Consider the following 22,230-nt stretch of genomic DNA (forward strand, 5'->3'; position numbering starts at 1 on the left):
TTATTATTTTCGCCGACGGCATTGAGCGTGAGCGTGGCTAGAGACTAATTCAGCGCAAGTGAAAAAAGAAGATGGGAATGATTGTTTAGTAAAAAAAAAGACTGAATTTTCACTCCTGGTGAAACCTGAGCTTAAATTAGCTCTGCCGGATCGGTTTTTTCACGCAGAGCCGCTTAAACTGCGCCACATTTCGCGCACTCAGCAGACAGGTACCGAGGTTCGACAATGAGCGAAGGAAAAATCAACAAGAGCGCCAGGAAGGCAGAATCGGTAAGCAACGACCTGACTGCTGGCGAAAGCTTTCTTGGGGAGCGCATCCGCGGCCTGCGCAAGCGGCAGGGCCTTACCCTCGCCGAACTCGCGCGGCTCAGCCAGCTGTCGGTGGGTTACATCAGTCAGCTGGAGCGCGACCTGTCGCGGCCTTCCGTGGACACCCTGCTGAGAATCGGCCGTTGCCTCGGCGTGAACATTCAGTGGTTTTTTTCCACCAAGTCCGAGGTGAGCGAAGCCGATGCCGGTTACGTGGTACGCAAGGGTACCCGCCAGAACATCCATTACGACGATGGCATCTACGATCAGCTGCTCACGCCAAGCCCCAGCGGGCAGATCGAGATGGTGCACTCGCGCTTCCCGCCCGGCGCGTACAACCGCACCAGCTATACCCATGAAGGCGAAGAGGTCGGCTATGTGCTGACCGGCACTTTCGAATTGTGGGTGGGCGAGAAGCATTTCCTGCTTGGCGAGGGCGACAGTTTTCGTTTCGCCAGCAGCGAGCCTCACCGATACGGCAATCCGGGCGAGGCCGATGCCGTGGTGTTGTGGGTCATCACGCCGCCGACCTACTGATGGTCAAGTTCCATTCGAGCGATTAATCGGTCTGGCATGTAGGACTTTTCTATGCTGTCGCCCCTTTGTCATTCAGATGTCACCCCCGGCGTGTCTAACTTCTCTCCCTGACCCTCTGAATCCACGCCGGGAGCTCTGTGATGACTCTGGATCTATCCGAAACCGCCCGCTACATCCACGCCGACATCCTCGACAGTTTCGACGAAGAACTGGAGATGGAATACGACGACGCGCGCCTGGATGGCCTGCTCTCGGATCTGGGTGAGGAGGTGCCGAAGGGCATCGATCGTCGAGTGTATTTTCGCGAACTGCTGCGTCTGCAAGGGGAGTTGGTCAAGCTGCAGGACTGGGTCGTGAGCCAGAAACTCAAAGTTGTCGTGCTGTTCGAAGGGCGCGATGCAGCAGGCAAGGGCGGCGCGATCAAACGCATCACGCAGCGCCTGAATCCGCGGGTCTGCCGAGTCGCGGCGTTGACGGCGCCGAGCGAGCGTGAGCGAACCCAGTGGTACTTCCAGCGTTATGTGTCGCATCTGCCGGCGGCTGGCGAAATGGTTTTGTTCGACCGCAGCTGGTACAACCGCGCAGGTGTCGAGCGGGTCATGGGGTTCTGCAGCAACGACGAGTATGAAGAGTTCTTCCGCACCGTTCCCGAGTTCGAAAAGATGCTGGTGCGCTCGGGCATCATCCTTATCAAATATTGGTTTTCCATCACCGATGACGAGCAATATCGCCGCTTTTTGATGCGCATCCACGACCCGCTGAAGCAGTGGAAACTGTCGCCGATGGACCTGGAGTCCCGCCGCCGCTGGGAAGACTACACCCACGCCAAGGAAGAAATGCTCACACGCTCGCATACTGACGTGGCGCCGTGGTGGATCGTCGAGGCCGACGACAAGAAGCGCGCACGCTTGAACTGCATTCACCACCTGCTGAGCCAGATCCCGCGCGGGGATATTGAGTCCTCGTTAGTGGTGCTGCCTGAGCGCGAATACAACGCCGACTACCTGCGTGCGCCAGTGCCGCGTGAGATGGTGGTGCCGTCTGTCTACTGATTGCGTAGTGCACGTTTGTAGCAGCACGGCTTGCCAACGGTGACCGATTCGAAGTCGCTACTGCTGGCAAACTGGGCTGTTACGGACGCTGGCAGCGAACATCAAATCTTCCACTTCTGCGCCGTTTTCGCTAAGCGCCGCTGTAGCCCTTCGATGTTCAGTGCCAACTGCCGGGTCATCAGTTCATAACCCAACACTTCTGCTGAGACGGCTGGCGCTTCCGGACCGACCGCCAACGATTCGGTCGGACGCTCCAGACGCTCAGTGGCGCCACTCTGCAGAGCGCGCGCCATACCGATCAGCATACGCCGAATCCGGCGCTGCTCAGCAGTCATTCCTACGTTGCCATGGTCGGCAGGACGTAAGTTAGAAAGGATCTCCAACGTGCTCAGGCACATGCGGAAATGCCCTTGAATCGCATCCAGCTCCACCAGCGAAATCTTTACTTCCTTCGACACCGAAGGCATCAGCGAGCGCAATTGCAGCATCGTCGCGTTGAGCCTGGCGGTCAGCTTCAAGTGCTCATCAGCGGCAATCGACTGCCCGCTACTGATACGTTCATAAACTTTCGCGCAATCCCGCAAACCGGTGGCCAGGTTGTAGCGCCAGGAGTACACGGCATACAGCGGCAGCGCAAAGGAAAACGCCAACGCCAGCGCGATACCGATCAGAATATCCACCGTTCGCCACAGCCCGTCGGTGATCGGGTTGTCACCATGACCCGCGACAATAAACAGCGTAATCGCCGACAACAGCGCCGTATAACCGCCCTTGCCGATGGCGTGATAAGCGAAGAAACCGCAGATCAACGACATGATGACGTACGTCAGCAGCGGCATGCCCAGATAACTTTCCTGCGCCACCACCGCCAACCCCAACGCCGCCCCGATTAACGTCCCGTAGGCACGCTCCACCGACTTCTTGCCGATATTGCCATGATGCTGCAACCCGCCAATCACGATCAGCATCGTGACCGATGCCCACTCGCCGTGGGGTAGATGGATGCCTGTGGTCAGCAGTATCGAAACCAGCAAACCCACAACGATGCGGCCGGCGTGGATGTAGCGGGCGTGGCGATAACGGCGGTAAGGGTCCAGAAGTGGACGCAGAATGCGACGCAAGAAGAGGGGGAGGGAGGGTGTGTTCATGGGGTTACAGACCATCGAAGTCACGAATATATCCGGCAGTTTGGCAAACGCCGCGAGTTATTACACCTAACCAAACGCCAATTCGGGGACCTGGCGACAGTCGATTAATGGGGACGCTACGAAGATATTGATCGGATGTTCTTTCGTGATTTTAATCGCGGTATTTTGGATAAAAATCATCGACAGAAAGCACAAAAGCCGCGCAATGCGCGGCTTTTGAAGGTGGTGGGCCCACACGGACTCGAACCGTGGACCAAAGGATTATGAGTCCTCTGCTCTAACCAACTGAGCTATAGGCCCTCAGTCAGGCGGCGGATTATAACGACGGTTTCCGCGCTGTGCTATCCGAAAAGTCTGAAACGGCTATACGAAGAAACGTCGAGCAGAATTCTTCGGGGGCCAGGGGGAGGCTGACGATGTAGCCCTGGATCTGTTCGCAGCCTTCTTCGGCGAGGAATTGTTGTTGTTCGAGGGTTTCGACGCCTTCAGCAATCACGGTCAGTTGCATGCTGCTACCCAAGGCGATGATGGCGCGCACGATAGCGGCGTCGTGTTGGTCGTCAGGCAGGCCGCGCACGAATGATTGGTCGATCTTGAGGATGTCCAGTGGCAGGCGTTTGAGATAGCTGAGCGATGAATAGCCGGTGCCGAAGTCGTCGATGGCCAGTTGCACACCGATTTTTTTGAGGCGATGCAGCACTGAAAGCGCTTCTTCGGTCTGGGACATGATGAAGTTTTCGGTGATTTCCAGCTGCAGGCATCCAGGCTGCAGTTGGTACTGGTTGAGCAACTGTTCGATGCGATTGAGCAGGTTGGGCTGGCGCAGTTGCGCGCCCGCCAGGTTCACCGAAAGCGAGCCGAACACATCGTAGGACTGGTTCCATTGGTGGAGCTGTTGGCAGGCTCTGTCGAGTACCCATTCGCCGATCTGCAGGATCATGCCGTTTTCCTCTGCCAGAGGAATGAACCGCTCGGGTGGGACTTCTCCGAAAGTTGGGTGGGTCCAGCGGATAAGGGCTTCGGCTCCGACCAGCCGTTGTGTCAGCAAGCTGATCTTGGGTTGGTAGGAAAGGGTGAATTCGTTGCGTTCGATGGCGCGCCGCAGTTCGTGCTCCAAAGCGACGCGCTCACTGGCCTGGGCGGTAAGGTCGCGGGTATAGCTTTCGACGCGGTTGCGGCCTTTGGCCTTGGAGCGATACATCGCGGCATCGGCGTTTTTGATGAGGGTGGCAACGTCTGCTCCATCGTTAGGAAACAATGCGGTGCCAATGCTGGTGCTGATGAAGAACTCGTGCTCCCCGGCCTGGAAGGGGGCGGAGAAGCTGTTCAGCAGCTTTGTGGCAATGGCTTCGGCGTCACTTCCGGTTTGCAGGCCCGGGAGCAGGATGATGAATTCGTCGCCACCCAATCGGGCGACGGTATCGATGTCGCGCAGGTTTTCTTTCAAGCGTTGGGCGATGCCTTTGAGCAACAGATCACCGACCGGGTGGCCCAGGCTGTCGTTGATGTGCTTGAAGCGGTCCAGATCGAGAAATAGCACCGCGCCGAGGCTATGGAGTTCTGTGCTGTGAACAAGGGCGGCGTGTAGCCGGCTTTCGAATAGCGTGCGATTCGGTAGGCCGGTGAGTGGGTCGTGGTGCGCCTGATAATCGAGCCGGGCCTGCGCCTGTTTGAGGCTCGAAATATCGGCGAAAACGGCGACAAAATGGGTGATGAACCTCTCGCGGTTGCGCACTGCGCTGATCGTCAGCCAGCTAGGGTAGATCTCGCCGTTCTTCCGGCGATTGCTGATTTCTCCCTGCCAATGGCCTTCCGCGGTCAGCTGATACCACATGGCTGCGTAAAACGCGCTGTCATGTAGCCCTGAGGCCAGCAGGCGAGGGGTTTCGCCGATGGCTTCGCTCTCGCTGTAGCCAGTGATTTCACTGAAGGCGCGGTTGACGGCATTGATGCGCTGTCGAGTGTCGGTGATCAAGACGCCTTCGGCTGTGCTCTCGAAAACAGTGGCGGCCAATTGCAGCTTTTCCTGCATCTGCTGACGTTCGGTAATATCTCGGGCGATGGTGAGCATGCAGTCTTCGCCGCCGATGGGCAGCGGTCGTGAAGATATTTCGCACAGCCTTATCTGCCCGTCCCTACGTCTGATATGGCTAGTGAAGTCCTTGACGAAGCCATCGCGGTTCAATTGCTCAAGCAGTTGCTGACGCTCATTCAGATCGACCCATATCCCGAGCTCAAGTGTCGTGCGATCCAGCGACAGCGAGCTGTGATAGCCAGTGATACGACTGAAACCATCGTTGATTTCCACCAGCAGTCCGTCGCTTTGCCGCGAAATGAGCAGGCCGTCGGGGGAGGAGTGGAAAGCCTTGGCGAACTTCTCCTCGGATAGCTGCAACTGCTGCTGAGCTTCCTTGAGTGGGGTGATGTCGCGCACAACCACCACCACAGCAGGGGTTGAATCCAGATCGAAAGGTTCAGCGGACAACAGGCCGGTAAACGTTCTGCCGTTGCTGCGGCGAAATGGCATTTCCAGATTGCGGATGCTGCCCTTTTGCAGGCGCTGAAGCAGACTGGGGCCAATATCCGGAATGCCCCAGATGTTCAGTTCACTCGGCGTTCGGCCGATCACCTCGCTGGCGTTTATGCCGATCTGCTCGACGAATGCCCGGTTCGCCTCCAGGAAGCAACCATCCGACAGTCTCGCAATCACCAGGATGTCCGGGCATTGCGCGAATACCGAGGCGAATTTCCCCTCAGATTGACGCAGAGCCTCTTCGGTCTGCTTGGCTTCTGTGATGTCGATCATGAGCCCACGCATCACCGGTTCGTGGCCGTAGCTGATCAACGCAACGATGTCACGTATCCACAACGTTCGGCCGTCGGCACTGATGACGCGATAATCGACGCTGTGATCGTTGCCCAGTTTTGTTTGTTGGTCGCAATAAGTTACGGCAGCTTGCAGGTCCGCAGGGTGCACGAGGCTGTGCCAGAAACCGGGCTTGAGCCATTGGTGGAGCGGGTAGCCGAGCAGGTTCTCGGCGTGAGGCGAGACATAGTTGTACGAATAGTCGTGGGTGCTGGCTTCCCACGCGATGGCCGACAGACTTTCGATCATGCCGCGGTAATGGTATTCGCTGCTGCGCAGCTCCTGTTCGAGTGCCACCCGGCGGGAGATCTCCGAGCTGAGGCGGCGGTTGATCCGGACTACGATCGCCAGAATCGTCGACAGCAGGAGCAGGCCCGGAAGCCCGTAAAGCAAGAAGTCCCGCCAGAACTTGGCGGATTCGCGGGAGCGGGCGTTCAGCGCGGGTGTCCCGAGATCGGCTCGGGGAGGGTCGGCGTAGGTCAGCGCCTGATGCAGACCGTCTTCCGAAGCCGGAAGGTTGCCGCCGACGAAACTGATTCCGTTCAAGTGTTCAATGTCCGGCGATGCAGCATCCGTGCGCTGCATTGATCCGTCATGCATGCCCGGCCAGGTCGTTTCCCCTTGTGGAAGAAGCTGAGCGTCGACGGTGGTCGACCCCATCAAGCACAACAAAGCAATGGCCGGCATCCAAAACATGGCAGCCTCATTAGTTGCATCGTTAGGAATGAGTCGAGTGTAGCTGTGCTTGGGGCGGGTGGCACACTGCCAAATTTCTGTTCCTTGAAACGCAAGACCCCCGGCATGGCCGGGGGTCTTGTTTAGACGCGTTTGAGCTTACTCGTCCAGGAACGAACGCAGATGTTCGCTTCTGGTCGGGTGACGCAGCTTGCGCAGCGCTTTGGCTTCGATCTGACGAATACGCTCACGGGTAACATCAAACTGCTTACCGACTTCCTCGAGGGTGTGGTCAGTATTCATGTCGATACCGAAGCGCATACGCAGCACCTTGGCTTCACGGGCGGTAAGGCCGGAGAGCACTTCACGCGTTGCCTCTTTCAAGCTCTCAACGGTTGCAACGTCGATAGGCGACTGCATGGTTGAGTCTTCGATGAAGTCCCCCAGATGCGAATCTTCGTCGTCACCGATCGGGGTTTCCATGGAGATCGGCTCTTTGGCAATCTTCAATACCTTGCGGATCTTGTCCTCGGGCATTTCCATGCGTTCGCCCAGCTCTTCCGGCGTCGGTTCACGACCCATTTCCTGCAGCATCTGGCGGGAAATGCGGTTGAGCTTGTTGATCGTCTCGATCATGTGCACCGGAATCCGGATGGTGCGAGCCTGGTCAGCGATCGAACGAGTGATCGCCTGACGAATCCACCAGGTGGCATAAGTCGAGAACTTGTAACCACGACGATATTCGAACTTGTCCACCGCCTTCATCAGGCCGATGTTGCCTTCCTGAATCAGATCCAGGAACTGCAGGCCGCGGTTGGTGTACTTCTTGGCAATCGAGATCACCAGACGCAAGTTCGCTTCAACCATCTCTTTCTTCGCGCGGCGGGCCTTGGCCTCCCCGATCGACATGCGACGGTTGACGTCCTTGATTTCCAGCACGGTCAGGCCGGTTTCTTCTTCCAGCGCGGTCAGCTTTTGCTGGCAACGTTGGATGTCGGGCTGCAGGCGACTAATGGCTTCGGCGTATTTGCTCTTGCCTTTGGCCAGTGCATCGGTCCAGCTCTGATCGACTTCGTTGCCAGGAAACTGGCGCAAAAAATCGGCACGTGGCATGCGTGCATCACGCACACACAATTGCATGATAGCGCGTTCCTGCGCACGCAGACGCTCCAAAGCGCTGCGAACACGTTCGACCAGACCCTCAAACTGTTTTGGAACCAGTTTGATTGGCATGAACAATTCAGCCAGAGCCAGCAGCTCTTGGTTAGCCTGCTTGCTGCCACGACCGTGCTTTTTCAGGGCCTTGACAGTGACCGCCATTTGATCGGAGACCGCACCGAAGCGTTGCGCTGCCACGACCGGATCAGGGCCGCTTTCGGCCTCTTCCTCGTCGTCGCCATCGGCAGACTCTTCGTCGTCATCGTCAGCTTCGGCCTTTTCGGCTTTCTGATCGATCGGCGGCGGAACCTCGGCTGGCGGCGCGATGCCGTCGTCCGGGTCGATATAACCGCTCAGAACGTCGGACAGGCGACCACCTTCGGTGGTAACGCGGGTGTATTCGGAGAGAATGTGCTCGACCGTGCCAGGGAAGTGCGCGATTGCGCCCATCACTTCACGAATGCCTTCCTCGATACGCTTGGCGATTTCGATTTCGCCTTCGCGTGTCAGAAGCTCGACCGTACCCATTTCACGCATATACATGCGCACAGGGTCGGTCGTGCGACCGATGTCGGTTTCGACTGCCGCCAACGCTGCGGCTGCTTCTTCAGCGGCCGCTTCGTCGGTGTCAGCTTCGGCCAACAGAAGGGCGTCCGCATCCGGAGCACTCTCGAATACGTTGATCCCCATGTCGTTAATCATGCGGATGATGTCTTCCACCTGTTCCGGATCTGAAATATCCTCCGGCAGGTGGTCGTTGACCTCCGCGTAAGTCAGGTAACCCTGCTCACGACCACGGCTGATCAACTCTTTGAGGCGAGACTGCTGTTGCGCTTTTCCGGACATAACACCCTATCCACTGAAGGTCTTGGCGGGCAAAAAACAAGCCGAGGATTATACCCGAGCTCGGACCTCACGCGCCAGTTGAGGTCGGGGTTTGTGCAGGAACTTTGCGATTTAACAGGTTGAGTAGCTGAACTTTTTCCTCAGCACTCAGCCCGGTCTGCCGTTCCTTCCTGATCAATTGATCCAGGCTTCGCTCGCGTTGGCGGGCGGACAAGCTAGTTATAGTGTCGAAAAACTGTTGTTCAAGGTTATCGGCCGATATCAGCCATTCCTTTTCCGCCAGTTGTCGTAATAATCGTCCCTGATCGGTCCCGTGCCAGCGAGCGATCAACTGCAGCGATCGCAGCTTGGGGTTTTTTTGCAGTGCTTCGAGTAGCGCCACCAGCAACTGTGAGTAAACGTTGTCTTCTGCGGCGAAGTGGCTGGTATCTTCCACCTTCTGTGACAGATCAGGATGATGAAGCAGGGTCCTGAGCGCTGTCAGAGTCGGAGGTTCGACGGTCGCCGGCGTTCGCGGGGCACGTGGCTCAAAATCGGGTCGTTTACCGTTCCTGTCCCACTTCTTGCCCTTGTCCCAAGGTTTCTTTTCCCATTTTTTCTGTTGTCCGCCCGATGTATTGGGCGTCCATTCCTGCTGCGGTTCGTATGCGTCGTGAGGCTGGTAATCGCCGTAATCGGGCACTGAATCGTAGTCGAAGCCCGGATCGTAAACCGGTTGTGGCTCGGCTGGAGCGGTCTGCACCAGCTGATTCACGGCCGCGGTATCCAGCCCGGTAATTTCCTTGAGACGGCGACGCATCAGTTCGCGCAGATTAGCCCCAGGGACTTTTTCGATCAGCGGTGCCGCCAGGGTGACCATATGTGCTTTGCCTTCCAGCGAGCGCGGGTCCGCCTCTTTGGTCAGCTGTTCGAAAAAGTAGTCGGCCAGCGGTTGTGCGTGCTGGTTGATCCTGGCCTTGAATGCGTCAGTGCCTTCCGCGCGAACCAGGGTATCCGGGTCTTCGCCTTCGGGTAGAAACAGAAAGCGCGCGCGACGACCGTCCTGAAGACTGGAAAGCGTTGCCTCCAGTGCTCGCCAGGCGGCGTTGCGGCCGGCCTGGTCTCCGTCGAAGCAGAACAGAACGTTCGGCACCACGCGAAACAACCTTTTAAGGTGCTCTTCGCTGGTGGCGGTGCCCAGTGTCGCGACGGCGTTGCGCAAGCCCTGTTGGGCCAGTGCAATGACATCCATGTAGCCTTCGACCACGATGATCTCGTCGAGGTTGCGATTGTATTTGCGTGCCTCGAACAGGCCGTACAGCTCCTGGCCCTTATGAAATACCGGGGTCTCCGGAGAGTTCAGGTATTTCGGTTTGTCGTCACCCAGAACCCGACCGCCAAAGGCGATGACTCGGCCTCGACTGTCGCGAATGGGGAACATGACCCGGTCGCGAAAACGATCGTAGCGCTTGCCGGTTTCGGCGTTCTCGATCAGCAGGCCGGCATCGATCATGGCCTTCTGCTGAAGGGTGTCGCTGCTCAGATGCTTGTACAGATTGTCCCAGCCAGGCGGGGCGAACCCCAGGCCGAAGTCGCGGGCAATCTCGCCTGACAGGCCACGGCCTTTCAGGTAGTCCACTGCGGATTTACGTGTCGGATGGCTTTTCAGTGCGGCACGGTAGAAATCGGCGGCGGCGGTCAATAGCGGGTAAAGCGGCGAATCAACGGGCTGCCTTGGCTTTTGGCCTCTGACACCCTGTTCGCGGGGTACTTCCATGCCAGCGGCTTTGGCCAGTTCCTCGACGGCCTGGGGGAAATCCAGGTTGTCGTGGTCCATGATGAAGCCAAGGGCGTTGCCACCTGCGCCACAACCGAAGCAGTAATAGAACTGCTTGTCGGGGCTGACGCTGAACGACGGTGTCTTTTCCTTGTGGAAAGGACAGCAGGCGCTGAAGTTCTTGCCGGTTTTCTTTAATTGGACGCGTGAGCTGACAACATCGACGATGTCGGTGCGGTTCAGAAGGTCGTCAATAAAACCTTGGGGAATCAGTCCGGCCATGGCGTTCTCATCATCAGGCGCCCCGCCAGAAAGATCGTGGCGAATCCAAAGCGTAACGACGGTTGCTTGGTCAGTGTAGACGGGTCAACGCTGCCTGAATCAGGCTGGAAGAATGAGACGAGGTTCGTCTTGGTCGCATCTGCGATCGTCGAAAGCCTTTGTCCGTGCTGCTTGAGGCTAAAACTGTAACTGCCGACAGCCCGGCTTTGAGGCCGGGCAAGGCAGAAGCTTGCGACGAACGTCTGTATTAATACAGACGAACGGCGCGGCGCTGTTCGCGCTGAACTTTCTTGGCGTGACGCTTAACAGCAGCAGCTGCCATACGCTTACGCTTGGAAGTTGGCTTCTCGTAAAATTCGCGGCTACGAACTTCGGCCAGAGTGCCGGCTTTCTCGCAGGAGCGCTTGAAACGACGCAGAGCTACGTCGAAGGGTTCATTCTCTTTAACTTTGACGGCTGGCATCCAGAGCTACCTTCATTCATTACCGGGGTCGACGCCTCGTACAACGCTTGCACTGAGTACGCCGGTTTTAAGGGTTGCGGATGTTAACCCCTCGGCGCGAGGAATGCAAAGCCCCTGATCGAAAACTGCTGGTCGCAGGCATAAGCGGCGACTATTATGCGCGCCTTCGAATTCAGCCTCCACAAGGCGTACCCCCATGTTAGTACTGGGATTGGAAACATCCTGCGACGAGACCGGCGTTGCGCTCTACGACAGCGAACGCGGGCTGCTCGCCGATGCATTATTCAGCCAGATCGACCTGCACCGGGTCTACGGCGGCGTGGTTCCGGAGCTTGCCTCCCGCGATCACGTAAAACGCATGCTGCCTTTGATTCGTCAGGTGTTGGCCGAAGCCGATTGCGCTGCGACAGAGATCGACGCGATCGCTTACACCGCAGGCCCCGGCCTGGTTGGCGCGCTGCTGGTCGGGGCTTCCTGTGCACAGGCGCTGGCTTTCGCCTGGGACATTCCCGCCCTGGGCGTACATCATATGGAAGGTCACCTGCTGGCTCCCATGCTGGAAGCACAGCCACCCGAGTTTCCGTTCGTCGCTTTGTTGGCTTCAGGTGGTCATACGCAGCTGGTTCGTGTCGATGGCATTGGTCTTTATGAGCTGCTGGGGGAAACCCTGGACGACGCCGCCGGTGAAGCATTCGACAAGACTGCGAAGATGATGGGCCTGAATTACCCAGGCGGGCCCGAGATTTCTCGTCTGGCGTTAAGCGGAACGTCGGGTCGCTTTACTTTCCCGCGACCGATGACTGATCGCCCCGGCCTTGATTTCAGTTTCAGCGGCCTGAAAACCTTCGCTCTGAACACTTGGCAGCAATGCCAAAGCGCTGGAGACGACGGCGAGCAAACCCGTTGCGACATCGCGCTGGCCTTCCAGCAGGCGGTGGTGGAGACTTTGACCATCAAGTGCAAGCGCGCACTCAAGCAAACCGGCCTCAAGCGCCTGGTCATTGCCGGGGGCGTGAGCGCGAACAAGGCTTTGCGTCAGTCGCTGGAGCAGATGCTCGGCGCACTGGGTGGCAATGTGTATTACGCGCGGCCGGAGTTCTGCACCGACAACGGCGCGATGATCGCTTTTGCCGGGTGTCAGCGCCTACAGGCGGGGCAGAAGGAAAGTCTGAGCATCAGTGTCCAGGCTCGCTGGCCGATGGAGCAGTTGCCGGGTCTTTAATGTAGCGGTTTAGTCAAAAAAGGCTCGAATGAGCCTTTTTCATCTTTTGCATTCAGAAATGCCGTTCGCGCCCGGCAAACAGGTCGCGTAGATTGCCGCGATGACGCCAGACAATCAGCAAGCTCAGCAGAGTCATGGGCAACAGCGCGTGAGGTTCTTGCCAAGCCAGCAGTGGCAGAGTCAGAGGCGTTGCGATCAGCGAAGCCAGTGAACTGGTGCGGGTGAGGTAGAAAATCAGCAGCCAGGCAATGATTGCCAGCAAGGCGGCAGGCGCATACAGGCCCAGCAGCATACCAGCAGCGGTGGCGACGCCTTTGCCGCCACGGAAACGGAAGTACAGCGGGAAAAGATGGCCGAGCACCGCGCAAAGCCCCACCCACGCCTGTTGCCGTGGATCGAGTCCGGCCCAGCCAGCGATCAGCACCGGGATCAACCCTTTGCAGACGTCGCCGATCAGGGTCAGGATAGCGAGCTTCTTGCCGGCCAGGCGCAGCATGTTGGTGGCGCCCGCATTGCCCGAACCACTGGCGCGCGGGTCCGGACTGCCGGTGATGCGGCTGAGCAGGATGGCAAAGGACAGCGAGCCGAGCAGGTAGGCGAGGATCGCCAGTAACCAAAACATGCTAACCATTCCGGGTAGGGATGCCCTGATTCTAACGGCGCATCGCGCCCTTGTCGTGCAGCGGAGAGAAAGGCTTGGACAGAGTTTTCATTGAGGGTCTGGAAGTCGATACGGTGATTGGGGCCTACGACTGGGAGCGCGGCATCCGACAATGCCTGCGTCTGGATCTGAGTTTTGCCTGGGACAATCGGCCGGCGGCGGCAGGTGATGACCTGAGCAAGGCGCTCGATTACGCCAGTGTCTGCGCGCGCATCCAGGCGTTTGCCGATGTGTCGCAGTTCCAGTTGGTTGAGACCTTCGCTGAACGTCTGGCCGAAGTACTGATGAGTGAATTCCATATTCCCTGGCTGCACCTGAAGCTGACCAAGCCCGGAGCCGTGCCAGCGGCCAAAGGCGTGGGCGTGGAGATTGAGCGCGGATGTCGCTGACACGGATTTTCCTTGGGCTGGGCAGCAATATCGACCGGCATCTGCACTTGTGTGCGGGGCTCGAGGCACTGGCTGACTTCCTGACTGACATGTCCTGCTCGCCTGTGTTCGAGAGTCATCCAGTGGGAATCAAGAGTGGGCCATTCATCAATCTGGTGGTGTCAGCGCTGACGGACCTGCCCTTGATCGAGCTTGACCGCCGCCTGAAATTCATCGAGGCCGATAACGGACGCTACGCACCGGACCGCAAGGGTTTGCCGCTGGATATCGATGTATTGCTGTATGGCGATCAGGTTGGCAATTTCGATGGCTTGATCCTGCCGCGCGCGGAAATTCTGAAGAACGCATTCGTGCTGTGGCCTTTGTCTCTGATTGCGCCGCAGATGACGCACCCAGACGTAGGCGTAACATTCGCTCGTTTGTGGGAAAACGCGAAGATCGACCAGCAGCTGTGGCCGGTCGGGTTCGAGTGGCGGGGTAAGCAACTGACTCCGGTCGGGATGTTGCCCTCTATCTAACAGGCATCACCCGTTCTCTGTACGAGTGAGCTTGCTCACGGACGCCTAGTGCCAGTCAGCTTGGGTGGGACTGCCCCACCGCATTCGTGAACAAGCTCACTCCCACAGCGACCGCAAACTCCCCTGTGTCATGCATTCAAACTTGATACGACGCCTTGTAAACCGTCAGCGTATCCAACCGTTCCCGCTTGAGTGCTTCGCCCAGCTCCTGCCCTTGATAGCCCTGGTCCAGCAACGGTTGCACCGCGACTTGCCTGGCGGCCTCGGCCGCGCCACGCAAATACTCGGCCTGTGGATAACTGCGATCCTCGAACCCCTTGCGCCCGCAGGCATCCATCTCGCAGGCGACGATGAATTCCTCGAAACGCTGAGGCCGGCGATACACGTCGAAGCTTTGCAGTAGATCGAGCAACGTCGAAGGTCGCAATTCCAGTGCCCGATGCCCGTGGGTGTGATATTGGCCGACCAGCAGCGCCAGCTCTTGGCAGTCCCTCGGTACCTTGAAGCGCAGGCTCACGGCCTTGATGGCTTTCAGGCCCTTCTGCTCGTGGGCAATGTGCCGAGGCCATTCCTCTTCCGGCGTCAGCCCTTTGCCCAGATCATGCAGCAGGCACGCCCAGCGGACACTGAGCGGCTGATTGTGCACAGCGGACTGATGCAGAACGCTTAGGACATGCAGGCCGGTATCGATTTCCGGGTGATGGGCTGCGGGTTGAGGCACGCCAAACAGTGCATCGATTTCCGGCATCAGCACCTTGAGCGCGCCGCACTCACGCAGCACCTGAATGAATACCTGTGGCTCGCGTTCCATCAATGCGCGGGAAATTTCCTTCCAGCTGCGCTCCGGCGTGAGGGCTTCCAATTCGCCCGACGCGCTGAGTTGACGCATCAGCATCAGTGTTTCGGGAGCAACGATGAAACCGTCGGGTGCATAGCGCGCAGCAAAGCGGGCAACGCGCAGCACTCGCAGGGGGTCTTCCGCGAACGCCGGGGAAACGTGGCGCAAAATGCGCTCCTGCAAATCGCGTTGACCATGATAGGGATCGATCAGATGGCCGTCTTTGTCTTCGGCAATGGCGTTGATGGTCAGGTCGCGGCGGATCAGGTCTTCTTCGAGGGTCACGTCCGGTGAGGCGTGGAACACGAATCCGCCATAACCGCGTCCGGTCTTGCGCTCGGTGCGGGCAAGGGCGTACTCCTCGCCGGTCAGCGGATGCAGAAACACCGGGAAGTCCGTGCCTACGGGGCGGTAGCCCTTGATCAGCATTTCATCGGTTGTCGCGCCGACGACGACCCAATCGGTGTCCGCGACGGGTTTGCCAAGCAGGCGATCGCGTACCGCACCGCCAACTTTATAGATCTGCATAAAAAACCTCCGTAAGCGCGACAGGATAAACCTTACGTCGCGCTTGCGGAGGTGCATTTTTTCTTCAGATCCCGCTTTAGGTTCTATAGGTGAACGACCGCCAGGTCGAGCCGGGGATACTCACTGTCAGCGTGTTCGCTTCTCGGCGGTACGTGGTGGGTTTTCATCACTTGATCGCCCTGCAGCGTCTCCAGATGAATGTCGAAGCCCCAGAGACGATGCAGATGTTTGAGCACCTCGTCGGTAGAGTCGCCCAGCGGCTTCCGGTCATGCTGTTGATGGCGCAGGGTCAGCGAGCGATCGCCGCGGCGGTCGATGCTGTAGATCTGCACGTTGGGTTCTCGGTTGCCCAGGTTGTATTGGGCAGCGAGGGTTTCGCGAATTGTCCTGTAGCCCGTTTCGTCATGGATGGCAGGAACCAGCAGATCGTCCTTCTGATCGTCATCCAGAATGCTGAACAGCTTGAGATCGCGGATTACCTTGGGCGACAGGTACTGCAGGATGAAACTCTCGTCCTTGAAGCTGCTCATCGCAAACTTCACGGCAGTGAGCCAATCAGTGCCGGCCAGGTCCGGGAACCAACGCCGGTCTTCGTCGGTAGGGTGCTCGCACATCCGCCGAATGTCCTGATACATGGCAAAACCCAGGGTATAAGGATTGATGCCACTGTAATAAGGGCTGTCGAAACCGGGTTGGAACACCACGCTGGTGTGGGACTGCAAGAATTCGAGCATGAATCCGTCAGTCACCAGGCCTTCGTCGTACAGGTCGTTCATCAGCGTGTAGTGCCAGAAGGTCGCCCAGCCTTCGTTCATCACCTGGGTCTGGCGTTGTGGATAGAAATACTGCGCAATCTTGCGCACGATGCGCACCACTTCACGCTGCCAAGGCTCGAGCAGCGGCGCATGTTTTTCAATGAAATACAGGATGTTTTCCTGCGGTTCGGCAGGGAAGCGGGCGTTGTCCTCCTTGTCGTTCCTGCTGGCGTTTTTCGGGATGGTGCGCCACAGATCGTTGATCTGCTTTTGCAGGTGCTCTTCCCGATCCTTCATGCGACGGCGTTCTTCTTCCGCCGAAATAGGGTAGGGGCGCTTGTAGCGGTCCACGCCGTAATTCATCAGGGCGTGGCAGGAATCGAGCAGGTCCTCCACGGCGTCGATACCGTGGCGTTCTTCGCATTGCATGATGAATTGCTTGGCGAATACCAGATAGTCGATGATCGAGCTGGCGTCGGTCCAGGTACGAAACAGGTAATTGCCCTTGAAGAAACTGTTGTGGCCATAGCACGCATGGGCCACCACCAATGCCTGCATGCATATGGTGTTTTCTTCCATCAGATAAGCGATGCAAGGATCGGAGTTGATGACGATCTCGTACGCCAGCCCCATCTGCCCGCGTGAGTAAGATTTTTCCGTGCTGAGGAAGTGCTTGCCGTAGGACCAATGGTGATAGCCCAGCGGCATGCCGACCGACGCATAGGCGTCCATCATCTGCTCGGCGGTGATCACCTCGATCTGATTGGGATAAGTGTCCAGGGCATAACGCTCGGCGATGCGGCTGATTTCCCGGTCGTACGCCTGGATCAGTTCGAATGTCCACTCTGAACCCGTGGAAAGGGGTTGGCGCTTCTGCTCTCTAGCGGTCATGTCACTAACCTGCGCTGGAAGAGTTCACGGAATACCGGATAGATATCACCGGCAGAGACCAGCTGCTGCTGGGCAAACGTGTCAGCGAACGCTTCGCCGATACGTTCGTATTCGAACCACAGCGCCTGATGCTCGCGCGGGGTGATCTCGACGTAAGTGTAGTACTGCACGAACGGCATGATCTGCTTGATCAGAATGTCACGGCAGATGGGCGAGTCATCGTTCCAGTTATCACCGTCCGACGCCTGCGCCGCGTAGATGTTCCACTCGTTGGTGGGGTAGCGTTCGGCCATGATCTCCTGCATCAGCTTCAGTGCACTGGAAACGATGGTGCCGCCTGTTTCCCGGGAATAGAAAAACTCCTCCTCGTCGACCTCGCGGGCGCTGGTGTGGTGGCGGATGAACACGACTTCGATCTTGTCGTAGTTCCGCTTCAGGAAAAGGTACAGCAGGATGAAAAAGCGTTTGGCAATGTCCTTGGTCGCCTGAGTCATGGAGCCGGAGACGTCCATCAGGCAGAACATGACGGCTTTTGAGCTGGGGTTGGGTTGCTTGACCAGTAGGTTGTACTTGAGATCGAAGGTGTCCAGATACGGCACCCGTTTGATGCGTGCCTTCAAGCGTTGGGCTTCAACCTCCAATTCTTGAATGTCGCCAAAATTGTCGGGTTCTTCGCGTTTAAGGCGCTCAAGTTCGGCGAGCACTTCTCGAAGCTTGGCTCGACTGCTGCCCGATAGCGCAATGCGTCGGGCGTGTGCCGAGCGCAGCGTACGAATGATGTTGATCCGCGACGGGTTGCCTTCGTTACTGATGCCCGCACGCACGGTTTTGAAGGTATCGGTACCACTGAGGTTGCGTTTGACCAGATTGGGAAGTTCGAGGTCTTCGAACATGAACTCGAGGAATTCTTCCTGGGTGATCTGGAACACGAACTCATCCATGCCTTCGCCGGAGTTGCTCGCCTTGCCGGGCCCCTTGCCACCGCCGCCTCCTTGCGGACGGGCAATGTGCTCGCCGGTGGTGAATTCCTTGTTGCCAGGATGGACGACGGTCTGTTTGCCGCCGCGGCCATGGTGCAGCACCGGTTCGTCGATATCGCGACCGGGGATGCTGATCTGTTCGCCATGCTCCATGTCCGTGATGGAGCGGCGGCTGACTGCTTCTTCGACTGCTTTTTTGATGTGGTCACGGTAACGACGCAGAAAGCGCTGCCGATTTACCGTGCTCTTGTTCTTGCCATTGAGACGTCGGTCGATCACATAGCTCATAGGCCCTCCGGGCAGCTACAAGAAAAAAACAGCCACAAGCTGCAAGCTGATCCTGGCCAGGCATTCAGACGCTGACCCATCCAGCTTGCCGCTTGAAGCTTGTAGCTCACAGCTGCTTTATTGCGACTTCCGCACGCGCAGGTACCACTCGGAAAGCAGTCGTACCTGTTTGTCCGTGTAACCCCGCTCGACCATCCGGGTGACGAAGTCGTTGTGTTTTTGTTGATCCTCTTTGCTGGCTTTGGCGTTGAAGCTGATAACCGGCAGCAGATCCTCGGTGTTCGAGAACATCTTCTTCTCGATCACTACGCGGAGTTTCTCGTAGCTGAGCCAGGTCGGATTCTTGCCATTGTTATTGGCGCGGGCACGCAAGACGAAGTTGACGATCTCGTTACGGAAATCCTTCGGATTGCTGATGCCTGCCGGTTTCTCGATCTTCTCCAGCTCTTCGTTGAGCGCAACTCGGTTGAGGATTTCGCCGGTTTCCGGATCGCGGTATTCCTGATCCTGAATCCAGAAGTCCGCGTACAGCACGTAGCGGTCGAAGATGTTTTGACCGTATTCGCTGTAGGACTCCAGATACGCCGTCTGAATTTCCTTGCCGATGAACTCGATGTAGCGCGGCGCCAGGTATTCCTTGATGAAGCGCAGGTAGCGTTCGCGGGTTTCCGCCTGGAACTGCTCCTGCTCGATTTGCTGTTCCAGGACATACAGCAGGTGAACCGGATTGGCCGCCACTTCGTGCGGGTCGAAGTTGAAGACCTTGGAGAGGATCTTGAACGCAAAGCGAGTCGACAGTCCGTTCATGCCTTCGTCGACACCCGCGCTGTCGCGGTACTCCTGAATCGACTTGGCTTTCGGGTCGGTGTCCTTGAGGTTCTCGCCGTCATAAACCCGCATCTTGGAATAGATGTTCGAGTTTTCCGGCTCTTTCAAACGAGATAGAACGGTGAACTGCGCGAGCATTTTCAGAGTGTCGGGCGCGCAATGCGCCTTGGCCAGCGAGCTGTTGAACAACAGCTTGTCGTAGATCTTGATCTCGTCGCTGACACGCAGGCAGTACGGCACCTTCACGATGTAGATACGGTCGATGAAGGCTTCGTTATTCTTGTTGTTGCGGAAGCTGTGCCATTCCGATTCGTTGGAGTGGGCCAGCAGAATACCGGTGAACGGGATCGCGCCCAGGCCTTCGGTACTGTTGTAGTTACCTTCCTGAGTAGCGGTGAGCAGTGGGTGCAGGACCTTGATCGGCGCCTTGAACATCTCCACGAATTCCATCAGGCCCTGGTTGGCCCGGCACAGCGCGCCCGAGTAGCTGTAGGCGTCGGCGTCGTTCTGTGGATATTCTTCGAGTTTGCGGATGTCGACTTTACCCACCAGGGCAGAAATGTCCTGGTTATTCTCGTCACCCGGTTCGGTCTTAGCTACCGCGGTCTGGTTGAGAATCGACGGGTAGAGTTTCACCACCCTGAACTGGCTTATGTCGCCCCCGAATTCGGCCAGACGTTTGGTCGCCCATGGCGACATGATGGTATTCAGGTAGCGGCGCGGGATGCCGAAGTCCTCTTCGAGGATCGTCCCGTCTTCGGCAGCTTTGAACAGGCCCAAGGGCGATTCGAAAACCGGCGAGCCCTTAATGGCGTAGAAAGGCACTTTTTCAACGAGCTGTTTAAGCTTTTCAGCCAGAGACGACTTACCGCCGCCAACAGGGCCAAGCAGATAAAGGATCTGTTTCTTCTCTTCCAGACCCTGAGCGGCGTGGCGGAAGTACGAAACGATTTGCTCGATGCAGTCCTCCATGCCGTGGAAGTCTTCGAACTCCGGATAGCGCCGGATGACTTTATTGGAGAAGATTCTGGACAGCCGGGAGTTGGTCGATGTGTCGAACAACTCAGGCTCGCCGATGGCCAGCAGAAGACGTTCTGCGGCTGAGGCGTATGCACGGCGGTCGGTTTTGCAGAGCTCCAAGTACTCCTGTAGCGAGAACTCTTCCTGGCGTGTCGATTCAAAGCGTTGTTGGAAGTGGCTAAAAATACTCATGACGTCACCTCGCTCGATACGTGGAGCCGGCGGCGGATCGTCAGTCGATGCTGGATGACTGCCGATCACTCAGCGGTCATTACCCCCCAAACACCATAAAAGTAGCTACCGATGACCCACGCGCCGGTGTACCGGCTCTCCCCTGATTCGGATGGCCTGGGCTAAGGATAGTTCGGATTCGCACACAGAAAGAAGGAAGGCGTGTGAATGAGGGGTAACCGTTCGTCAGTTAGACGCGCGAGGCCGCGTAGGACGCGGCTTCGCGCATCAAAAAAATATTTTTCGATCAGCCTTGCACGGTTTCGCTCGGGAAAGTGGTTTTCCAGAGTTCGAACCCGCCATCCATGCTGTAGACCTCAGAGAAGCCCTGACCTACAAGATAGGCCGCCGCGCTCTGGCTTGAGTTACCGTGATAGCAAAGCACGACGAGCGGTTTGTCCAGGTCGGCCTGACGAATGAAGTCAGCGATGGAATGGTTATCCAGATGGTGCGAGTCGGGGATGTGATTGCTGGCGTAGGTCTGTGCATCGCGGACGTCGACCAGTACGGCGCCTTGTTCGCGCAGGGCTTGGGCCTGCTCCGGCGGAATGCGTTTGAAGTCGGTCATGGCGTGGGCTCCTGGGCCGTCGGGTTCTCGGTCTGTCGAGAACGGTAAAAACGATTTTAACGCTGTACAGGGCTTCGGTCGTTAGCCGTCAAGTCAGTCAATGCCGGTGAAGCGACGTTGCCTTGCTCATTGCAGTCGCAATGGATCAGCTCACGGGTGTCGACATTCATCATTGTCATTGCCCCGCCCCATACGCAGCCGGTGTCGAGGGCGTAGACGCCGGGCTCGCTGCAGCGACCTTCAAGCGCGGCCCAGTGTCCGAAGATGATGCTCAGGCCCTTGGTCTTGCGATCCTTGTGGCTGAACCACGGCGCGTATCCGGCAGGCGCGCTGTCCAGACCTTCCTTGCTCTTGAGGTCCAGCTTGCCGTCGCTGGTACAGAAACGCATCCGCGTGAAGTAGTTGGTGATCACGCGCAGGCGGGTCACGCCATGCAGATCCTTGTCCCACTTGGCCGGTTCGTTGCCATACATGCCATCCAGAAACGGTTCGAACAGATTGTCGTCGCGCAAGGCTTCTTCGACTTCTTCGGCACAGCGCAGGGCCTTTTTCAGTGTCCACTGCGGCGCAATGCCTGCATGCACAAGGGCGATGTCGCGCTCGGCGTCGTAATGCATCAGCTTTTGCTGCCGCAGCCACTCGAGCAGTTCGCTGGCGTCGGGGGCTTCGATGATTTCCCGCAGCGTGTCGCCTTTCTTCAGGCGTTCGATGTTGCGGCCGGCGGCGAGCAGGTGCAGGTCATGATTGCCGAGCACGCAGATGACGGAATCGCGCATGGCATACAGGAAACGCAGGGTTTCCAGCGATTCGGGCCCACGATTCACCAGATCGCCGACCAGCCACAGCTTGTCTCTGGCGGGATCGAACGACACGCGTTGCAGCAGGCACTTCAGCGGTTCGAGGCAACCTTGCAGGTCGCCGACTGCGTAAACCGCCATCAGTGCAGCGCCCCCGGCACAGCCAGGCGGAAGGGGGCAATGACCGCGTCGAAGCGTTTGCCGTCTTCTGCCAGCATCTGATAGGTGCCTTGCATGTTGCCGACCTTGGTGGTCATGACCGTGCCGCTGCTGTAGGTGTGGCTCTGGCCCGCCTGAATCAGCGGCTGCTGACCCACGACGCCTTCGCCACGCACTTCTTCGACATTCCCGTCTCCGTCGGTGATCACCCAGTGCCGCGACAAGAGCTTGGCCGCCAGCTCGCCGCTGTTGTGAACGGTGACGGTATAGGCAAAGGCGAAGCGGTTTTGCTCAGGTTGGGACTGCTCTGCGAGGAAGCGGGTGACGACGCTGACGTCGACCTGATAACGAGGATCGGACATGCAAGAGGCCTTAAAAGCGGGGGCGGAAAAAGCCGGAAAAGCCCGGAGAAGAGTGAGTCTAGGACATGTGAGGCATAAAAAACCAATTGGTGCTTAGACCAGA

At 57.8% G+C, this 22,230-nt stretch carries 17 protein-coding genes, 1 tRNA gene and 1 pseudogene; 5 read left to right on the plus strand and 14 right to left on the minus strand.

Going from position 1 to position 22,230, the window contains the following annotated elements; translation table 11 throughout:
• Positions 1–225 precede the first annotated feature (225 nt).
• Together CE491_RS28055 and ppk2 are read left to right on the plus strand one after the other, a co-directional pair.
• The gene (locus CE491_RS28055; protein WP_110951575.1) at positions 226–846 is read left to right on the plus strand and encodes a helix-turn-helix domain-containing protein; all 621 of its coding nucleotides are present in this window, start codon (positions 226–228) and stop codon (positions 844–846) included.
• Positions 847–986: 140 nt separating this feature from the next.
• Entirely contained in the window at positions 987–1,898 is a 912-nt protein-coding gene (gene ppk2, locus CE491_RS28060) for a polyphosphate kinase 2 (RefSeq protein WP_110951576.1), read from the plus strand.
• A gap of 101 nt (positions 1,899–1,999) precedes the next feature.
• On the opposite strand, the gene CE491_RS28065 is transcribed toward ppk2, so the two are convergent.
• The 6 genes and pseudogenes from CE491_RS28065 to rpsU form a co-directional block, all read right to left on the minus strand.
• Positions 2,000–3,046, minus strand: a complete 1,047-nt coding sequence (locus CE491_RS28065) for an FUSC family protein (RefSeq protein ID WP_110951577.1) — start codon at positions 3,044–3,046, stop codon at positions 2,000–2,002.
• A 223-nt stretch (positions 3,047–3,269) separates the two neighbouring features.
• Positions 3,270–3,346, minus strand: a tRNA-Ile gene (locus tag CE491_RS28070).
• Positions 3,347–3,362: 16 nt separating this feature from the next.
• Positions 3,363–6,320 (minus strand): annotated as a pseudogene (locus tag CE491_RS28075) (sensor domain-containing protein); the annotation flags it as partial.
• A 426-nt stretch (positions 6,321–6,746) separates the two neighbouring features.
• Positions 6,747–8,591, minus strand: a complete 1,845-nt coding sequence (rpoD, locus tag CE491_RS28080) for an RNA polymerase sigma factor RpoD (RefSeq protein ID WP_110951578.1) — start codon at positions 8,589–8,591, stop codon at positions 6,747–6,749.
• A 67-nt stretch (positions 8,592–8,658) separates the two neighbouring features.
• Positions 8,659–10,629: a DNA primase gene (dnaG, locus tag CE491_RS28085; protein WP_110951579.1), complete on the minus strand. Its 1,971-nt coding sequence runs from the start codon at positions 10,627–10,629 to the stop codon at positions 8,659–8,661.
• A 247-nt stretch (positions 10,630–10,876) separates the two neighbouring features.
• On the minus strand, positions 10,877–11,092 hold the full coding sequence (rpsU, locus tag CE491_RS28090; RefSeq protein WP_110951580.1) for a 30S ribosomal protein S21: 216 nt from the start codon (positions 11,090–11,092) through the stop codon (positions 10,877–10,879).
• Positions 11,093–11,288: 196 nt separating this feature from the next.
• Between rpsU and tsaD the strand changes: the two genes are divergently transcribed.
• Complete coding sequence (gene tsaD, locus CE491_RS28095) at positions 11,289–12,314, plus strand: tRNA (adenosine(37)-N6)-threonylcarbamoyltransferase complex transferase subunit TsaD (protein WP_110951581.1); 1,026 nt, start codon at positions 11,289–11,291, stop codon at positions 12,312–12,314.
• 52 nt (positions 12,315–12,366) lie between these two features.
• Here tsaD and plsY read toward each other — a convergent pair whose 3' ends face one another.
• Complete coding sequence (gene plsY, locus CE491_RS28100; RefSeq protein WP_199885281.1) at positions 12,367–12,936, minus strand: glycerol-3-phosphate 1-O-acyltransferase PlsY; 570 nt, start codon at positions 12,934–12,936, stop codon at positions 12,367–12,369.
• A gap of 74 nt (positions 12,937–13,010) precedes the next feature.
• On the opposite strand from plsY, the gene folB reads away from it, so the two are divergent.
• Positions 13,011–13,364 carry a dihydroneopterin aldolase gene (folB, locus tag CE491_RS28105; protein WP_110951583.1) on the plus strand — a complete coding sequence of 118 codons (354 nt, stop codon included), beginning with the start codon at positions 13,011–13,013 and terminating at the stop codon, positions 13,362–13,364.
• The gene (gene folK / locus CE491_RS28110) at positions 13,355–13,882 is read left to right on the plus strand and encodes a 2-amino-4-hydroxy-6-hydroxymethyldihydropteridine diphosphokinase (RefSeq protein ID WP_110951584.1); all 528 of its coding nucleotides are present in this window, start codon (positions 13,355–13,357) and stop codon (positions 13,880–13,882) included. The genes folB and folK overlap by 10 nt, the downstream gene beginning before the upstream one ends.
• A 136-nt stretch (positions 13,883–14,018) precedes the next feature.
• On the opposite strand, the gene CE491_RS28115 is transcribed toward folK, so the two are convergent.
• From CE491_RS28115 to apaG, 7 genes are all read right to left on the minus strand, one after another.
• On the minus strand, positions 14,019–15,248 hold the full coding sequence (locus CE491_RS28115; RefSeq protein WP_110951585.1) for a multifunctional CCA addition/repair protein: 1,230 nt from the start codon (positions 15,246–15,248) through the stop codon (positions 14,019–14,021).
• A gap of 83 nt (positions 15,249–15,331) precedes the next feature.
• Positions 15,332–16,894 (minus strand): SpoVR family protein, encoded by a 1,563-nt coding sequence (locus CE491_RS28120; protein WP_110951586.1) that lies wholly within the window; start codon positions 16,892–16,894, stop codon positions 15,332–15,334.
• On the minus strand, positions 16,891–18,162 hold the full coding sequence (locus CE491_RS28125; protein WP_110951587.1) for a YeaH/YhbH family protein: 1,272 nt from the start codon (positions 18,160–18,162) through the stop codon (positions 16,891–16,893). The genes CE491_RS28120 and CE491_RS28125 overlap by 4 nt, the downstream gene beginning before the upstream one ends.
• Before the next feature lie 117 nt (positions 18,163–18,279).
• Entirely contained in the window at positions 18,280–20,202 is a 1,923-nt protein-coding gene (locus CE491_RS28130) for a PrkA family serine protein kinase (RefSeq protein WP_110951588.1), read from the minus strand.
• 286 nt (positions 20,203–20,488) lie between these two features.
• Complete coding sequence (gene glpE / locus CE491_RS28135; protein ID WP_110951589.1) at positions 20,489–20,809, minus strand: thiosulfate sulfurtransferase GlpE; 321 nt, start codon at positions 20,807–20,809, stop codon at positions 20,489–20,491.
• Positions 20,810–20,865: 56 nt separating this feature from the next.
• Complete coding sequence (locus CE491_RS28140; RefSeq protein WP_110951590.1) at positions 20,866–21,747, minus strand: symmetrical bis(5'-nucleosyl)-tetraphosphatase; 882 nt, start codon at positions 21,745–21,747, stop codon at positions 20,866–20,868.
• A complete protein-coding gene (gene apaG, locus CE491_RS28145; protein WP_110951591.1) occupies positions 21,747–22,127 on the minus strand; it encodes a Co2+/Mg2+ efflux protein ApaG in 381 nt (126 codons plus the stop codon). Before apaG ends, CE491_RS28140 begins: the two co-directional genes overlap by 1 nt.
• Positions 22,128–22,230: the final 103 nt, after the last annotated feature.

The sequence above is a fragment of the Pseudomonas bohemica genome (assembly GCF_002934685.1).
Lineage (GTDB): Bacteria > Pseudomonadota > Gammaproteobacteria > Pseudomonadales > Pseudomonadaceae > Aquipseudomonas > Aquipseudomonas bohemica.

Excerpts from the sequence above, each read along its gene's own strand:
- CE491_RS28130 (WP_110951588.1), bottom strand. The coding sequence starts at position 20,202 with ATGAGTATTTTTAGCCACTTCCAACAACGCTTTGAATCGACACGCCAG.
- folK (WP_110951584.1), top strand. The coding sequence starts at position 13,355 with ATGTCGCTGACACGGATTTTCCTTGGGCTGGGCAGCAATATCGACCGG.
- rpsU (WP_110951580.1), bottom strand. The coding sequence starts at position 11,092 with ATGCCAGCCGTCAAAGTTAAAGAGAATGAACCCTTCGACGTAGCTCTG.
- rpoD (WP_110951578.1), bottom strand. The coding sequence starts at position 8,591 with ATGTCCGGAAAAGCGCAACAGCAGTCTCGCCTCAAAGAGTTGATCAGC.
- apaG (WP_110951591.1), bottom strand. The coding sequence starts at position 22,127 with ATGTCCGATCCTCGTTATCAGGTCGACGTCAGCGTCGTCACCCGCTTC.
- plsY (WP_199885281.1), bottom strand. The coding sequence starts at position 12,936 with ATGTTTTGGTTACTGGCGATCCTCGCCTACCTGCTCGGCTCGCTGTCC.
- CE491_RS28065 (WP_110951577.1), bottom strand. The coding sequence starts at position 3,046 with ATGAACACACCCTCCCTCCCCCTCTTCTTGCGTCGCATTCTGCGTCCA.
- ppk2 (WP_110951576.1), top strand. The coding sequence starts at position 987 with ATGACTCTGGATCTATCCGAAACCGCCCGCTACATCCACGCCGACATC.
- CE491_RS28120 (WP_110951586.1), bottom strand. The coding sequence starts at position 16,894 with ATGACCGCTAGAGAGCAGAAGCGCCAACCCCTTTCCACGGGTTCAGAG.
- glpE (WP_110951589.1), bottom strand. The coding sequence starts at position 20,809 with ATGACCGACTTCAAACGCATTCCGCCGGAGCAGGCCCAAGCCCTGCGC.
- CE491_RS28055 (WP_110951575.1), top strand. The coding sequence starts at position 226 with ATGAGCGAAGGAAAAATCAACAAGAGCGCCAGGAAGGCAGAATCGGTA.
- dnaG (WP_110951579.1), bottom strand. The coding sequence starts at position 10,629 with ATGGCCGGACTGATTCCCCAAGGTTTTATTGACGACCTTCTGAACCGC.
- tsaD (WP_110951581.1), top strand. The coding sequence starts at position 11,289 with ATGTTAGTACTGGGATTGGAAACATCCTGCGACGAGACCGGCGTTGCG.
- CE491_RS28125 (WP_110951587.1), bottom strand. The coding sequence starts at position 18,162 with ATGAGCTATGTGATCGACCGACGTCTCAATGGCAAGAACAAGAGCACG.
- CE491_RS28115 (WP_110951585.1), bottom strand. The coding sequence starts at position 15,248 with ATGCAGATCTATAAAGTTGGCGGTGCGGTACGCGATCGCCTGCTTGGC.
- CE491_RS28140 (WP_110951590.1), bottom strand. The coding sequence starts at position 21,747 with ATGGCGGTTTACGCAGTCGGCGACCTGCAAGGTTGCCTCGAACCGCTG.